This is a genomic window from Demequina litorisediminis, assembly GCF_030161615.1.
Lineage (GTDB): Bacteria > Actinomycetota > Actinomycetes > Actinomycetales > Demequinaceae > Demequina > Demequina litorisediminis.
This window is the reverse complement of the sequence record NZ_BSUN01000001.1, coordinates 1,468,995-1,483,970: the sequence shown is the minus strand read 5'-3', so window position 1 is coordinate 1,483,970 and position 14,976 is coordinate 1,468,995. Positions and strand designations below refer to the sequence as shown.

Sequence of the window (14,976 nt, the reverse complement as noted above, 5' to 3'; positions counted from 1 at the left end):
ACAGCCATGGTGGAGACAGTCGTGATCGAGAATGATCGCTGGCGCGTGGGCTTCGCTTCCGCCGTCGGCGGCTCGGTCACGCGCGGCCAGGTGAAGGTGGACGCCCACTGGCAGGACTTCCTGCGGCCCGCTCCCGCCGATGCCGCCGTCCCCAAGGTCATGGCGTCCTACCCGCTGGTGCCGTGGTCGAACCGCATCCGTGACGGGCTGTTGCGGTTCGCGGGACGCCGCTATCAGTTGCGGGTGAACTGGCCCGATGGCACCGCGATCCACGGGGCCGGCTGGGACTATCCCTGGACGGTGGCGGAACACTCCTCTGATCGCGTGGTGTTGACCTTCACCTCGCATGACGTGTTCGGGGTCAACTGGCCGTGGTCCTTCACGGCGCGGTTCGGCCTACGCCCTCGACGGTGACGACTTCGTGTGGACCTACGCCGTCGCGAATGACTCGCACGAGACGTTCCCCGCAGGCTTTGGCCACCACCCGTACTTCCTGCGCAGCGTCGCCGGCTCCCCCGATGCGCGGCTCGCCGTGCAATGCGAGACGGCCTTCGCGCTCACCGGGGGCATGCCCGATGCCGCCCCGGGGCCGCTGCGCCCGGCCGCCGACTTCCGTCAGGCGCGGGAACTGGGGCACGAGGCCGTCGACGACTGCCTGGCCGGGGGCACGGGCGAGCAGGCGGCGACCATCGAGTGGCCCGGTGCGGTGCGCCTCGACATCACGGCCGATCCTCTGCTGGCCCACGCCGTGCTCTACATCCCGACCGACAGGGACTACTTCGCGCTCGAGCCCGTCTCGAACGCGAACGATGCCTTCACGCTGGACGCCCACGGCATCGGTGCCAACGGCCTGTTTCTGCTGCAGCCGGGTGAGACGCGCAGCGCATCGTTCACGATGCGCGCCGCGGATCTGGTGACGGCGCGCAGACGGTGACGGCGACGGCACGGCGGGAGCGACGCCCGTTCAGCGTGGTCGCGCTCGTCACGCTGACGTTCCTTGCGGGCGCCTTTGACGTGGCGCTCGGCGCTGGCCTCACGGTGGTGGGGTCAGGCGCGCTCGCCGCCGTCGCCTCGAACACCACCACGCTCGGGGTAGGGGTGGGGCTGGCGGTCGTGGGCCTCGCCCAGGCTCGCAGTCGCCGTGGGGCTACTTCGTCGGTCCACGAACGCCCGTGTCCTGCTCACGGTGGTGGAGGTGTTGCGGCTGCTGACGGTCGCGTATGACGTCCTGGGTCACGAGTCGTTGCCCGTGAGCGCATGGCTCGCGCCGCTGGCCGGCTCGGCGGGCGTGCTGGTGCTCGCGTGGGTCGCTCCCACGCGCCGGTGGTTTGAGACCGAGGCGGACCGTCGCCTGGCCCGGGCGATGGCGTCCAGCCCACGCTCACCGTGGCGCCGGGGTGGCGAACTACTGGCGCAGGCCGTGGTGCTGGCGCTGACGGTGTGGTGGACGCCGGGTGTGGGGGCCGACGCCTGGTTCGCCGTGCCGCTGGCGGCCGTCGCCGTGGCGCTGGTGTCCTGGGCGTTGCAGCCGCTGCTGACGGGCATCGCCGCGCGCTTTGGCTGGCTCGGGGCGCTCGCCACGGCGCTACTCGGTTACTTCGCGATCCTTGGCGCGGCGCTGTGGGTGGCGCCTGGCATCGTGGTGGCGTCCCCCGGGTGGGCGTTCGTGGCGTCGTGGATCTTCGCGGCGCTGATGGCGGCGGTGACGTGGGCATTTTCGCTGGGCACCGACGAGTACCTGCTCACCCACGTGGCCCGTCAGGCGCTGAGCGATGCGCCCGCGGCGCCGTCAGACGGGGCGCGCGGGGTCATCATGGTGCAGGCTCGACGGCGTGCCTGCGCCGCTCCTGCAGGCGGAACTGCGGGCGGGAAATCTGCCCACCTTGTCGCGCTGGATCAGGGGCGGCACCCACACGTGGACCGAGTGGACGGCGCGCGTGCCATCGACTACGCCGGTCAGCCAGGCGGGCATCCTGCACGGCTCCAACGAGGACATCCCTGCCTTCCGTTGGTGGGACAGGGACCTGGGCCGCATGCTGGTCGCCAACAAGCCTGCCGATGCCGCTGTCATCGAGTCGCGCATCTCCGACGGCAGGGGCCTCCTTGCCGACGAAGGGGTGTCGATCTCCAATCTCTTTACGGGCGATGCCGCGACCGTGCACCTGACGATGTCTGCGGTGGCGGGTGGGGCATCGGCCCTGGGTTCCTCGCGGCCGTACGCGGCCTTCTTCTCCCACCCGGCGGGGTTTGCGCGGGCGCTCGTGATGACGGTGGGCGAGATGCTGAAGGAGGTGGCGCAGGGGCGGTCGCAGGAGCGCCGCGGCATCGAACCGCGGGTGGCGCGCCATGGGTCGTACATCGCCCTGCGGGGCGTCACCAATGTGATGCTGCGGGACCTCAACACGGCGCTGGTGGTCGAATCGATGGTGCGCGGCGCGAAGGCGGTCTACGTCGACTACGTGGACTACGACGAGATCGCGCACCATGCCGGCGTGACGCGGCCGGAGTCGTTGGCGTCGCTGTACGGGCTCGACCGGGTGCTCGGCACGCTCGAGCGCGTCGCCGCCTCGGGCATCGCGGCGCGGGAGTACGACATCGTGGCCGTGTCCGACCACGGTCAAAGCCAGGGTGCCACGTTCGCGCAACGCGAGGGGCGCTCCCTGGAGGAGTTCATCGCGGAGCGCACCGGGGGCAGGGCGGTGCTGACCGCGCATGACCGTGAAGGCGCGGGCGCACCAGCGGCGCTGCTGGTGCGGGAACTGGCGGCTCAAGGTGCGCGATCGGCGCAGGTCGCGGCGCGGGCCCTGGACCGCGAGGCGACGGCCGATGCGGGCGCTGGGCCGCGCGAGGCGACGCCGATCGCGGTGGTGGGCTCCGGCAACCTTGGCGGGGTCTGGTTCACGGCCGTCGACCACGCGATGTCACTCGCGGAGGTCGAGGAGGCGCACCCGGGGCTCGTGGCCGACCTCGTGGGGCATCCCGCGGTGGGCTTCGCGGTCCTGCGCACGAGTGGCGGTGCCGTCGCCATCGGTGCCGCGGGCACGCGCCACCTGTCCACCGGCGAGGTGGCGGGCGAGGACCCTCTCGCCGCCTACCCGGACCACACGGCGGCCGACTTCGCCCGTGCATCGGCTTTCCACCACGCCCCGGATATCTACCTCAACTCCACGTACGACCCGGTGCTCGACGAGGTCGCGGCGTTCGAGGAGCCTGGTGGGATGCCACGGCGGCGTGGGCGGCTGGCAGACTCGGCCGCTACTGGTCCACCCCGCCGGATGGCGAGTGGACCCGGCACTCGCCGGACCGTCGGGCCTGCTCTACGGCGCCGATGCCCTGCATCGCCAACTGGTCGCATGGCTCGAGGCGCTGGGTCATCGCGGCGACCTGCGCTGAGGAAGGCGTCCGCGCGGCCCGCTAGTATGGGTGACCGAGGCGCCTCAGGCGCCGCGCGCGGGTGTAGTTCAATGGCAGAACTTCAGCCTTCCCAGCCGATAGCGCGGGTTCGATTCCCGTCACCCGCTCTGCTTCGCTCCGGCCCGTGGTGCCGGACCACCCTCCCCACTGAGTGAACTCCCGGTACACAAGCACGCGGTCCCGGTTCCCCTGTGCGCGGTCCCGGCTAGGCTGAAGGCCATGAGCGCTGAAGGACTTGCCCAGGCCCAGGACAAGATGCGTGAGGCGGGAGTTGCCCCGGCCGCGATCGACGTCTTCACCCACTACTACGGGGAGTTGGAGGCCGGCGCGACCGGCCTGGTCCTCGAGGAGACCATCGAGCCGCTGCTCGACCCCGACAAGGCTCGCCGATGTCGAGATCTCCGACGAGGCAGCAGCCGCCGCCATTCAGAAGACCGCCGTCATCGCCTCAACGGCGGCCTCGGCACGTCGATGGGCATGGATAAGGCGAAGTCGCTGCTGCCCGTGCGTGATGGCAAGTCGTTCCTCGACATCATCGCCGCGCAGGTGCTGCACGCCCGCGAGGCCTATGGCGCCCGCCTGCCGCTGGTGCTGATGAACTCGTTCCGCACGCAGGACGACTCGCTTGAGGAGCCTCGGCAAGCACACCGGCATCGAGGTCGAGGGCCTTCCGCTCGACTTCCTCCAGAACCGCGAGCCCAAGGCTCCGTGTGGACGACCTGACGCCCGTTGAGTGGCCCGCAGACCCGAGCCTCGAGTGGTGCCCCCTGGCCACGGCGACATCTACACGGCACTGCTGTCCTCCGGGGTGCTCGACGCCCTCCTCGACGCGGGCTTCCTGTACGCGAGCGTGTCCAACTCGGACAACCTCGGTGCGGTGCCCAACGCGCAGATCGCTGGCTGGTTCGCGCAGTCCGGCGCCCCCTACGCCGCCGAGCCTGTGCCCCCGCACCCCCGCGGACCGTAAGGGCGGCCACCTGGCCATCCGCAAGGCTGACGGCCAGTTGATCCTGCGCGACACCGCACAGACGGCGCCGGAGGAGATGGACTACTTCACGGACGAGTTCCGTCACCCGTTCTTCCACACCAACAACCTGTGGTTCGACCTGGTGGCCATCAAGAAGGCGCTCACGGAGCGCGGCGCGGTGCTTGGCCTGCCGCTGATCCGCAATGAGAAGACCGTGGACCCCACCGACGGCGACTCGCCCAAGGTGTACCAGGCTCGAGTCCGCCATGGGTGCGGCCATCGAGGTGTTCGAGGGTGCCACCGCCATCGTGGTGGGCCGCGAGCGCTTCCTGCCCGTGAAGACCACCAACGACCTGCTGCTGCTGCGTTCGGATGCTTACGAGCCTGGGCGACGATGCGGGGCTCCGCCTCGCCGTGGAGAAGGCACCGCTGATCGACCTCGACTCGAAGCACTTCAAGACGGTCGCGGCGTTTGACGCGCACTTCCCGCACGGCGCCCCGTCCCTGAGGGACGCCTCGTCGCTGACGGTCAAGGGCGACTGGACCTTTGGTGCGGATGTCACCGTCACGGGCGACGCGTCGCTCGCCGACGAGGGTGAGGCACGCACGGTCGAGGCCGGCGCCACGCTCGCGGGCTAGCCCCACCGTCACACGCCAGAGCCCCGGCCCGCATCGCGCGACCCGGGGCTCTCGTGTGTCGAGCCTGACCTACGCGGCCGCGCAGGTCCCGCCCTTGGTCACGCCATCGGCAAAGTGGAAGGACCACGACCCCTCGAGGCCTCCCACGTAGTCGAGCCTCGAGGCACCAGCCCTCGTCGCCCACCGGGGTGAGGGCCACGCTGCGCTGCGTCTCGAGTAGCCCGGCGACCTGCGTCCCCGCCACGGTGTAGCCCTCGCCTGCGACCTCGACGGTGGGAAGGCTCTCGTCCTGCTCGACGGCGCGCGCCACGGCGTTGCCCACTTCCACCACGTCGTGGTACGCGTAGGCGTCGAGCGTTTCCGGCTGCGGGCCACGCAGCAGGAACCACACCAGCACCGCGGTGAGCGCGAGCCCCACATAGCCCAGGATGGTGCCGGCGACGGCGAATCCGCGGGTGGTGGCACGGCCTCGGCGCGCGGCCACGATGCCCGCGTGCCCCAGCGGGATCGCCACGACCCACAGGCCGATGGCGCCGGTGAGGAACGCGACCACGCCTATCCACGAGCGCGACGGCTCCGCCGCTTCCTCGGCGATCGCGTCGATGTCCGCGGGTTCATCGTCGTCGGGGTCGGCGGGCGCCACCACGGGCGGAAGCCCGTCCATGACGGCCGTGTCGTCCACGCTGATGGGTTCCATCACCTCGGTGGGCGCCGCGGCATCGGCCGCCGTCACGTCGTCGTCGCGGGGGTCGGTCATGCGCGTCTCCCTGGGGTCGTCGGGTGATCCCACGGTACGCCCAGGCCACTCACAGGTGGATGAGGAAGCAGGCCGATGCGTGTCGGTCACCGTGGCCGATGCGCGGGCCGCCTAGCGTGGTCGACGGCCGCTGGAAGACGCGGTCCACGCAAGGCGAAGGCCCCCGGAATTCGGGTCCGGGGGCCTTGCCGTGGACCGAGAGTTTACGCGCCTGGGGAAAACTCCCCCGCGCGACAGCCGTGATTGACGCTCCGGCTTCGCCGCCGCTGTGGACAGACGACCTCTCGACCGACGACCGGGGCCGCGAGACCCTGCGCCGTCACCCGCAGTGGCGGAGGACCCGTGCCCTGGAAAGGCGCGGTCTCCGTGGTCTCCCGTTGTCCTGATCGCCCGTCACCCCAGCGTTGACGATTCTCGCCATTCTGCCATCTACGAGGGGATTTGCTGCCTTTCGGCGACTCATCCCCCGACGATTCAGACCTGCGCTCGCCCCCTTGCGAGGGCCGTCATGATTCGCTTGCACCGGAGTTCCGATGCGACTAGTCGTACTCCCCACTCGGCCCCACGCAAGCCAGGCAGGGCCCCCATTTTTATCCACCGGTTTCCCCCAGGTTTGTCCACAGGTGTTGGTGCGCGTTTACCGTTCCTTCACACCCCTGTGGACAAAATCTGTGGAAACTCAGCCCATCCGTCGGTCGTTCTCGGCGGCCTGCGCAAGCATCTCGTTGTAGGCCTTGAGCTCGGCGTCGTCATCACGCTCGGCCTGCCTGTCCTTGCGCCTGCTTTCCTTCTCATCGGCCAGCCGCCAGGTGATGATGACGCCGATCGCGAGCGCCAGCACCGGCAGGCTCGCCGATGCCCCACGCGATCTGCCCGCCGTACTGCTGGTCGGTGATCGCATCGGGCCCCCAGGTGCGCCCCATCAGCCCAAACCAGGTGGGCGCGAGGAGCACCTCGGAGCCTGAGCAGCGAGACGCCGAAGAAGGCGTGGAAGGCCATGGTCGCGAAGAGCAGCACCACCCGCAGCGGATAGCCGGGGCGCTTGGGACCGGGGTCGATGCCCACGAGCGCGTTCGCGAACAGGTACCCGGCGAGCGTGAAGTGCACGATCATCGCGAGGTGGCCCACGTGGTTGCGCAGGGCGAACTCGAACAGCGGCGAGTAATAGAAGATGAACAGCGAGCCGGCGAAGTTGACGGCCGCCACGATGGGGTTCGAGAGGAACCCCAGGAAGCGGGACTCGACGATGACCCGGAGCCATTCGCGCGGGCCGCGCGTGCCGTCGGTGCGCGGGGCGAGGGCCCTCAGCGCGAGGGTCACGGGGGCGCCGAACGTGATGGGCAGCGGCGCCAGCATCACGATCATCATGTGCTCGACCATGTGCCCCGAGAACGTCACCATGCCGTAGATGGCGGGCCCACCCTGGGTGATCCACACCATCACGACGATGCCGAGCAGGAAGCTCGCGGTGCGATACCAGGGCCACGTGTCGCCGCGGCGGCGCAGGCGCACCACCCAGCGCACGTAGACGGCGGCGGCGGACGCACAGGCGAACGCGGTGAGGATCTCGAGACGCCACAGTCCGATCCAGTTGAAGAAGGACGGCGCCGGCGGCGCTCGTAGCCGGTCAGGTAGTACGCGGGGCTCGGGTCCTCGAGCGCGACGATGGGCAGCGGAGGCGCGGTTCCCGAGAGGACGGCGGCGATGACGATGACGGCGACGATCGCGGCGACGTCCACCGCCATCACGCGCCAGAACCGGTCGCGCACCTGCTGTTCCGTGAGGCGCGGCAGCGCGGTACGTCGGTGCCACGCCGCAAGCCCCACGGCCAGCGACATGAGCACGATCTTGGCCACCAGCAACCACCCGTAGGTGGTGGTGACGAGGTCGGCAGGGCTTCCCAGGCGGATGTAAGCGTTCGCCACGCCGGACACGATGAGCGCGATCGCCGCCCAGATCATGATGCGTGAGCCGCGCCGCACCGCGTTCTTGGCGTCAAGGCCCAGCGGCCCCCGCATGAGGAACAGCGCTCCCAGGACACCCATCCACAGCGCCGAGCCCACCAGGTGCAGGAACATCGCCGTGGTGGCCAGGTGGTGGTCCGATGCGCCCGCCGCGTGACCTGTCTGCGCCTGCCATCCAAGGGCCCACACCACGGGCACGAGAGTCCAGGCCGCCGCAGCGGGGCGCCGCACCAGGCCCGCGAGGACCGAGACCAGGACGGCGGCGATCGCCATCTGGAGGTAGGCCTTGCCGAGGTCGATGGTGGTGACGAAGGACCACACCTCTTCGATGAACCGATCGGGCTCCACTGCCTCGTTCCTGATGAACGCGTAGGACAGGAAGATGTAGGCCACCGATGACAGCGCCCAGATTCCCGAGGCGACGCGGGCGATCAGCGAGGCACGCTCGGCCGCGGGATGGCGCGGGGGAACCACGGCGGCGAGGATCACGAGGGCGCCAGCCGTGAGGCCCAGGAAGACGTCGCGGACGGCGCCCGTCATCGTGACGAGGGCGTCGACGGACATGCGTCAAGGGTACGCGGGCGCGACCCACCTCCCGTGCGCGTGCGCGGTGGCGGCCAGCCGCCCTCGATCGAAGGACGGCCCCACCCGTACCTGGGTGTCCGGCATGCCCACCACGGGCTCCATGCCGAGCCTCAACACCCGGCGTCTGCGAGAGAGGTCGGCGATCACCACGTCGAGTTCCGTGTGGACCTCGGCTGGCGCCTGATACAGCGCGACCGTGTGCCAGATCACGAGGGGCCCCGCGGGCAGTCCGGCCTCGACCTCCGCGAGCAGCGCGGCGGCATCGCCCGCGATCATCGCGACGTCCATCCCGCGGCGCACGTCGATGGCGGCGCGCAGTCGCTCGCGCCGGTGCGCGTGCTCGGGCCACACGAGGGCCTCAAGCCACGCCGCCTGGTCGGCGTCCGTCACGTCCACCGGATGCAGGTCGATGCCGGTGCGCGACGCGATCATGGGGATCGCGCCCGCGGGCGGCCCGTCGCCGCGCCACTCGCACACCATGTCCACCGGTCCCGCGCCCAGGCGGGTCTCGCGGACCCCGTCCGGCCCAGGCGTCACATAGCGATACGCGAAGCGGTCCAGGCACAGGTTGAGTCCGGCCGATGCCCCCAGGTCGATGGCGTGGACCGGCTCGTCGCGCGCGAAGGCCGCCACGAAGGGCAACAGCACCGCGGCACGGCCCGTCTCGTTGGTCTGGGTGCGTCGCGCGGTCGCCTCCGCGACCAGCAGGTCCGCCCGCTCCAGCACATACTCGCGGAAGGCCGCGTAGGCATCGGGCCCCGCGGGGCGTGCCGCCTCCGTGAGGTGCGGATACCAGGCGGCGAGCGGGTCGCCCGGGGCGAGATGAAGCCTGCACCGCGCCGAGCAGCAGGTTCATGGGCGGCACCCCGGGGATGCGCGCGAGAACATCGAGCATCGGCTCGTCGTCGGCGACGCCCTGCGCAAGGAGCCGGTACAGCGGCGAGTCCTGCACCGCATCGGCCCACAGGCGCACCTGCGCGGCGAGAGCGGCGCGCTCACCGCGCCAGTCCTCAAGGCCCATGTGCCCTCCTTCCGCGCGTGCAAGTGGTGACGAGGCTAGCGTGGACCGCATGCTCTCCGCGGTCGAGGTCCAGTCGCTCAGGATGCGGGCGCTGCGGCTCGACGGCACGCGCGAGGCCTCGGTGCATGACATCGTGACGTGGTGTGGGGCCATGCAGGCTCAGGACCTGGCGAGTGGGCTGTGGTCACTGGGCATGCGACTCGCGGCCGGGACGACCGGCGCCACCCAGGCCGACGTGGAGGCCGCCCTGGAACGCCGCGAGGCGCTGCGGACGTGGCCGATGCGCGGCACCGTGCACCTGGTGCCGCCCGAGGATGCGAGCCTGGATGCTTCGCCTCATGGGCGAGAAGCCCCTGCGCGATGCGGCCCGGCGCCGCGCGTTCCTTGGCCTTGACGAGGACACGGTCCTGCGCGCCAACGCCGCGCTTGACGAGGCGCTGACGGGCGGAGGTCGGCTGACGCGCGCACAGTGCCTCGATGCGATCGCGGCCACCGGCGTCGAAACACCCGGCCAGGTGGGCTATCACCTGCTGTGGTACGCGTCCCAGGTGGGCCTCACATGTATCGCCCCGCAGGTAGGCAAGGAGCAGACCTTCGTGCTGCTGCGCGAGTGGGCACCGCAGCAGCGTGACCTCAGTCGCGACGACGCACTGCGAGAGATTGCCGTGCGGTACGTCCGCTCCCATGGGCCCGTCACGCTCAAGGACCTGGCGCGTTGGACGGGGCTCGGCGTCCGCGACTGCCGCGCCGGGGTCGTGGCGGCCGGGGACGCCATCGAGACGGTGGAGACCTTCGCCGGGCCGATGCTCGCGAGCGCCGATGCGGCCGCCGCAGGCTCGGGCAGGGGTCGAGGTTGTGACCGGCTGGGCGGTGCCGCCCGGCTTCGACGAGTACATGCTGGGTTACGGCGAACGATCGCTTTTCTTGACGACGGCCATCTCGACGCGGTGGTACCCGGCTCGAACGGCGTCTTCCGCGCCACCGTGGTGCGCGATGGGCGCGTGGTGGGTACGTGGAAGCGCACGCTGCGAGCGAAGGCGTGCTCCATCGACGTGACGCCCCTGACGCGCCTCAATACCCGCGAGCGCGGGCATGCCGAGGAAGCGTTCGCCTCCTACGGCGTGTTCGTGGGGTCACCCCTCGCGGTGACCTGGGGCGGACGGCCCTAGCCCCAGACGAGGCCCTGGCTCGGGTCGTTCATGACGCGGCCCACATCGGCGAGCACGCGCGCCCCGAGTTCGCCATCCACCAGGCGGTGGTCGAAGCTCAGCGCGAGCCTGAGTCACCGAGCGGATCGCGATCTCACCCTCGTGGACCCACGGCTGCTGTCGAATGGAACCGAAGGCGAGGATCGCCGCCTCGCCGGGGTTGAGGATGGGCGTGCCGGTGTCGATGCCGAGCGCACCCACGTTCGTGATGGTGATGGTGCCGTCGCTCATCGCGCGCGGCGTGGTGGATCCGTTGCGTGCCTCGGCGGTCAGATTCTGAAGCTCCACCGCGAGCGAGTGCAGCGGCAGCCGGTGGGCGTCCTTGATGTTGGGGACCACCAGGCCGCGGGGCGTGGACGCGGCGATGCCGAGGTTCACGTAATGCTTGTAAACAATCTCCTGCGCGGCCTCATCCCACGCGGCATTCACCTCGGGGTGGCGGCGCACCGCGAGCAACAGCGCCTTGGCGACGATGAGCAGGGGCGTGACCCGCACATCGGCGAAGTCGCGGTCCTGCTTGAGGCGCGCGACCAGGTTCATCGTCTCGGTGACGTCGACCGTGAGGAACTCGGTGACGTGCGGCGCGGTGAACGCCGACTGCACCATCGCCTCCGCGGTGCGCTTGCGCACCGACTTCACGGGAACACGGGTGGAGCGTCCATCGCGCGTGGTGGTGCCGGTGGCGAGCCACGGCTGGTCGTCCTCGGGGTACGTCGCGAGCGTCTGCGCTGCCGTGGCCTTGACCTGCTGCTCGACGTCCTCGCGGGTCACCAGCCCACCGGGGCCCGAGGGCGTGATGGTGGTCAGGTCCACACCGAGTTCCTTGGCGAGCCTTGCGCACGGGGGCTTGGCGAGCACCGGGTACTGGGCACCTGCATCCTCACCACCGATCGGCTCGAGCGATCCTTCGCGGCGCTCACGCCGCGTCACGGAACCGGCCTTCACGCCATAGCCCACGAGGACGGCGCCAGAGCCTTCCTCCACGGGTGCGGCTGCGGCGGGCACCGCCGTGGCCGCCTCGGCGGGAGCGGCAGGTGCGGCCGGCGCGGGGGCGACTGCGGCATCGGCCGACGGCACCTCAACGGCCTCGGGAGTGGGTGCGGGGGCGGCGGGCTCACCGTCGGGGTCGATGTCGACCTCAAGGATGGGGGCGCCCACCTCGACGGTGTCACCCTCGGCGACGAGGAGCCTGCGTCACCACCCCGGTGAAGGGGCTGGGCAGTTCCACGAGCGACTTGGCGGTCTCGATCTCGACGATCGGCTGGTTGACCTCGACCGAGTCGCCCACGGCGACGGACCACGTGACGATGTCGGCCTCGGTGAGGCCCTCGCCAGCATCGGGCAGATTGAAGCGCTGGAAGTTGGGCATCGTCGTTCCCCTCAGTGAGCCATGACCCGGTCGACGGCGTCGAGGACGCGGTCGAGGCTGGGCAGGTAGTCGTGCTCGAAGACGGCCCCAGGGTAGGGCGTGTGGAAGCCCCCAACCCGCAGGACGGGCGCATGGAGGTGGAAGAAGGCCTGCTCGTGGACGCGGCTACTCAGGCTCGGCGCCCGCACCAAACGACGTGGGCGCCTCGTGGACCACCACCACCCGTCCGGTGCGCCGGGCCGAGCGAACCACGGCATCGGAATCTAGCGGGGAGATCGACCGCAGGTCGATGACCTCCACATCGGTGCCATCTCCCGCCGCCACCTCGGCGGCCTGGAGCGCGAGGCGCACGGTGGGGCCGTACGCGACGAGCGTGACGTCGGCTCCCTCGCGGGCCACCCGGGCGCGCGACATCTCGGCCGTACCGGCGGAGGCACCGCCGACGCCGTCGAGCCTGGGCCTTCACGCGGCCGCGCTCTACCTCGCCCTTGTCCCAGTAGCGGGCCTTGGGCTCAAAGAACAGCACCGGGTCGGGTGACGCGATGGCCTGCTGGATCATGTCGAAGCCGTCCTGCGGGGTGGCAGGAGAGATGATGCGCAGCCCGGGGGTGTGGGCAAACAGCGCCTCGGGGCTTTCCGAGTGGTGCTCGATGGCGCCGATGCCGCCGGCGTAGGGCACGCGGATGACCACGGGCAGCTGAATGAGGCCTCCCGAGCGGTAGTGCATCTTGGCCAACTGCGTGGTGATCTGGTCATACGCGGGGAAGATGAAGCCGTCGAACTGGATCTCGATGACGGGGCGGTAGCCGCGCATCGCCATGCCGATGGCGGTGCCGACGATGCCGGACTCCGCCAGCGGGGTGTCCATCACGCGCTCGTCACCGAAGTCCTTGTGCAGGCCATCGGTGACGCGGAAGACGCCTCCCAGCGCGCCGATGTCCTCGCCCATCAGCAGGACCTTGTCGTCGCGCTCCATCGCGGCGCGAAGCCCCGCGTTGATGGCTCCAGCCATGGTCAGGGTGGTGCGCTCGGGGACGGCCGATGCCGTGGCCGTGCTGGGACGCTCGTCAAGGGTGGTCATCGGGTCACCTCCGTGTCCGTGAAGGAGCGTTCGTAGCGCTCGAACCAGGCGCGCTCCGCCTCGACGAGGGCGTGCGGCTCTGCATACACATGGTCAAACATGCCGCGGGTATCCGCGCGGGTCCAGCCGCGCACGGTGGTGCGGGTGCGCTCGCACAGCGCCTTCGCCTCGGCGTCGACGGCCGCGCGGTAGTCGTCGGACAGTTCGCCTGAGGCCGTGAGATACGCCTCGAGGCGGGCGATCGGGTCGCGCTCGGCCCACGCCTGCTCCTCCGCCTTCGAGCGGTAGCGCGTGGGGTCATCGGACGTGGTGTGTGCGCCGCGACGGTAGGTGAACGCCTCGATCAGGACGGGGCCCTGGCCGCTGCGGGCGTGCTCAAGGGCCCACCGGGTGACGGCGTGCGAGGCGAGGACGTCGTTGCCGTCGACGCGCACCGAGGGGATGCCCACGCCCTTGCCGCGATCGGCGATGGGCACGCGGCTCTGGCGGGTGGCGGACTCGGAGATGGCGTACTGGTTGTTCTGGACGAAGAACACGATGGGGGCGTCGTAGACCGACGCAAAAGTGAGTGCCTCGGCGACATCGCCCTGGCTGGTGGCACCGTCGCCGAAGTAGGCGACGACGGCGCCGTCACGCTCGGGGTCACCGGTGGCGACCATGCCGTCCTTGGCCATCGCCATCGCGTAGCCCGTGGCGTGCAGGGCGTGGGAGCCGATGACGAGCGTGTAGAGGTGGAAGCGGTGATCCGCGGGGTCCCATGCTCCGTGCTGGAGCCCGCGGAAGATCCGCAGCACCTCGACGAGGTCCACCTCGCGGGTCAGGGCGACGCCGTGCTCGCGGTACGAGGGGAACACGAAGTCCTGGCCGTTCAGCGCGTGGCCGGAGCCGATCTGCGCGGCCTCCTGACCCCACGACTGCACCCACAGGCCCAGGCTCGCCCTGACGCTGGAGGCTTGTGGCTTCCATGTCGAACGCGCGCGTGAGGGTCATGTCCCGCCAAAACGCGCGGAGATCGTCCGGCGTCAGGTGGGCCGTGTGGGGGTCGTACTGCTCGTGGCCGATGCGCTCACCCGCAGGGGTGAGCAGTTGCACCAGTCCATCCGTCGAGAGGGGTCCTCCAGCGGTCACGCATGCCTCCTTCGCATCGGCGCGGCGGCATTCGCGGGGTACGCGGAGGCCGCTCTCGTAACTTACGCAAGCGTAGGCTACGGAACCGTAGGTTTCAACACGACGCCGTGGCGTGGCGCTCTCAGGGCCCCTCGGGTGTGGCCTCCGCGCCGTCTCCGGAGACGGCGTTCGACGGCATCGGCGCCGCGATCTCGCGAGCCGCCTCGACCTCCGCGCGAGCCCCCTCAGCGTCCGCGCGCGCGGACGCGACGAGCCCACGCTGGCGGCGCAGGCTCCGCGCTCAGCCGGCCGATGACCGCGGCGGCCACCTCCATCAGGGCCGCCTCGTCGGGCTCGGGCGTCTGACCCGAGCCAGCGAGCGCATCGAAGGACGGCGGCAGGTCCGGCACCCAGCGCTCCCGCAGGGCCGCGTTCGAGGCGGCGAAGCGTGCCTGGAACGCGGAGGCCGCCGCCCGGTCAATGCGGGGGGCGGAGCCGGAGAAGTCGGCAAGCGCGCGCTCCACCACGGGGTCGCGGCGGGGGTTCGGGGCGCCGCCTACGCGGCGCGGCAGCATCGCGTTGAGCCGCTCCGCAAACAGACCCGCCTCGGCGCTCAGCGCCGCGTTGTCCTCCCGCGGCAAGGGGTCATCGGCATCACACGGCACGCCGGCACGCCCGAGCGCGTCGCGCACCACGTCCCCCTCGGCAAGGCTCCCGCGCTCGAACGGCACGGCGACGATGCGTGCGGCAGGAAACGCCTCGCGATACTCGTCGAGCATGGTGCAGTAGTCGAAGTACGCCCACCTGCGCTCATCCAGGTCGGGGAACATCTCCCCGGCCTGGGCGCACCGTTCTTGATGCGGA

Annotated in this window: 11 protein-coding genes, 1 tRNA gene and 6 pseudogenes; 9 read left to right on the top strand and 9 right to left on the bottom strand. The window is 70.7% G+C overall.

Annotation, left to right across the window (positions count from 1 at the left end; all coding sequences use genetic code 11):
- Positions 1–6 precede the first annotated feature (6 nt).
- The 4 genes and pseudogenes from QQK48_RS09110 to QQK48_RS21670 all read left to right on the top strand — a co-directional run.
- A complete protein-coding gene (locus QQK48_RS09110; protein ID WP_284328247.1) occupies positions 7–414 on the top strand; it encodes an aldose epimerase family protein in 408 nt (135 codons plus the stop codon).
- Positions 415–421: 7 nt separating this feature from the next.
- Complete coding sequence (locus QQK48_RS09105) at positions 422–934, top strand: aldose epimerase family protein (protein WP_284328246.1); 513 nt, start codon at positions 422–424, stop codon at positions 932–934.
- Entirely contained in the window at positions 931–1,224 is a 294-nt protein-coding gene (locus QQK48_RS09100; protein WP_284328245.1) for a hypothetical protein, read from the top strand. Before QQK48_RS09105 ends, QQK48_RS09100 begins: the two co-directional genes overlap by 4 nt.
- Before the next feature lie 548 nt (positions 1,225–1,772).
- Positions 1,773–2,696 (top strand): annotated as a pseudogene (locus QQK48_RS21670) (alkaline phosphatase family protein); the annotation flags it as partial.
- A gap of 225 nt (positions 2,697–2,921) precedes the next feature.
- On the opposite strand, the gene QQK48_RS09090 reads toward QQK48_RS21670, so the two are convergent.
- Positions 2,922–3,050 (bottom strand): hypothetical protein, encoded by a 129-nt coding sequence (locus QQK48_RS09090; RefSeq protein ID WP_284328243.1) that lies wholly within the window; start codon positions 3,048–3,050, stop codon positions 2,922–2,924.
- 163 nt (positions 3,051–3,213) lie between these two features.
- Here QQK48_RS09090 and QQK48_RS09085 point away from each other — a divergent pair, with 163 nt between their 5' ends.
- From QQK48_RS09085 to QQK48_RS21665, 3 genes and pseudogenes are all read left to right on the top strand, one after another.
- Positions 3,214–3,393, top strand: coding sequence for a hypothetical protein (locus tag QQK48_RS09085; protein ID WP_284328242.1), 180 nt, complete (start codon positions 3,214–3,216; stop codon positions 3,391–3,393).
- A 57-nt stretch (positions 3,394–3,450) separates the two neighbouring features.
- Positions 3,451–3,521: transfer RNA gene (locus tag QQK48_RS09080), tRNA-Gly, on the top strand.
- Between the two features lie 112 nt (positions 3,522–3,633).
- A pseudogene (locus tag QQK48_RS21665) lies at positions 3,634–5,020 on the top strand (UTP--glucose-1-phosphate uridylyltransferase).
- On the opposite strand, the gene QQK48_RS09070 reads toward QQK48_RS21665, so the two are convergent.
- The 4 genes and pseudogenes from QQK48_RS09070 to QQK48_RS09055 all read right to left on the bottom strand — a co-directional run.
- Entirely contained in the window at positions 4,947–5,777 is an 831-nt protein-coding gene (locus QQK48_RS09070; protein WP_284328241.1) for a DUF4190 domain-containing protein, read from the bottom strand. The pseudogene QQK48_RS21665 and the gene QQK48_RS09070 overlap by 74 nt on opposite strands.
- Positions 5,778–6,425: 648 nt before the next feature.
- Positions 6,426–7,292, bottom strand: coding sequence for a cytochrome c oxidase assembly protein (locus QQK48_RS09065; protein ID WP_284328240.1), 867 nt, complete (start codon positions 7,290–7,292; stop codon positions 6,426–6,428).
- The gene (locus QQK48_RS09060; protein WP_284328239.1) at positions 7,217–8,305 is read right to left on the bottom strand and encodes a copper resistance D family protein; all 1,089 of its coding nucleotides are present in this window, start codon (positions 8,303–8,305) and stop codon (positions 7,217–7,219) included. The genes QQK48_RS09065 and QQK48_RS09060 overlap by 76 nt, the downstream gene beginning before the upstream one ends.
- A 3-nt stretch (positions 8,306–8,308) precedes the next feature.
- Positions 8,309–9,127, bottom strand: a pseudogene (locus QQK48_RS09055) (DUF2332 family protein); the annotation flags it as partial.
- A 269-nt stretch (positions 9,128–9,396) separates the two neighbouring features.
- On the opposite strand from QQK48_RS09055, the gene QQK48_RS09050 reads away from it, so the two are divergent.
- Entirely contained in the window at positions 9,397–9,741 is a 345-nt protein-coding gene (locus tag QQK48_RS09050; protein ID WP_284329354.1) for a DNA glycosylase AlkZ-like family protein, read from the top strand.
- Positions 9,674–10,516, top strand: coding sequence for a DNA glycosylase AlkZ-like family protein (locus QQK48_RS09045; RefSeq protein WP_284328238.1), 843 nt, complete (start codon positions 9,674–9,676; stop codon positions 10,514–10,516). Before QQK48_RS09050 ends, QQK48_RS09045 begins: the two co-directional genes overlap by 68 nt.
- Here QQK48_RS09045 and QQK48_RS09040 read toward each other — a convergent pair.
- The 4 genes and pseudogenes from QQK48_RS09040 to QQK48_RS09025 form a co-directional block, all read right to left on the bottom strand.
- A pseudogene (locus QQK48_RS09040) lies at positions 10,513–11,924 on the bottom strand (dihydrolipoamide acetyltransferase family protein). The gene QQK48_RS09045 and the pseudogene QQK48_RS09040 sit on opposite strands and share 4 nt — an antisense overlap.
- 11 nt (positions 11,925–11,935) lie before the next feature.
- Positions 11,936–13,005 (bottom strand): annotated as a pseudogene (locus tag QQK48_RS09035) (alpha-ketoacid dehydrogenase subunit beta).
- A pseudogene (locus tag QQK48_RS09030) lies at positions 13,002–14,133 on the bottom strand (thiamine pyrophosphate-dependent dehydrogenase E1 component subunit alpha). The pseudogenes QQK48_RS09035 and QQK48_RS09030 overlap by 4 nt, the downstream one beginning before the upstream one ends.
- Before the next feature lie 224 nt (positions 14,134–14,357).
- Positions 14,358–14,942 (bottom strand): hypothetical protein, encoded by a 585-nt coding sequence (locus QQK48_RS09025; RefSeq protein WP_284328237.1) that lies wholly within the window; start codon positions 14,940–14,942, stop codon positions 14,358–14,360.
- Between the last annotated feature and the right edge of the window lie 34 nt (positions 14,943–14,976).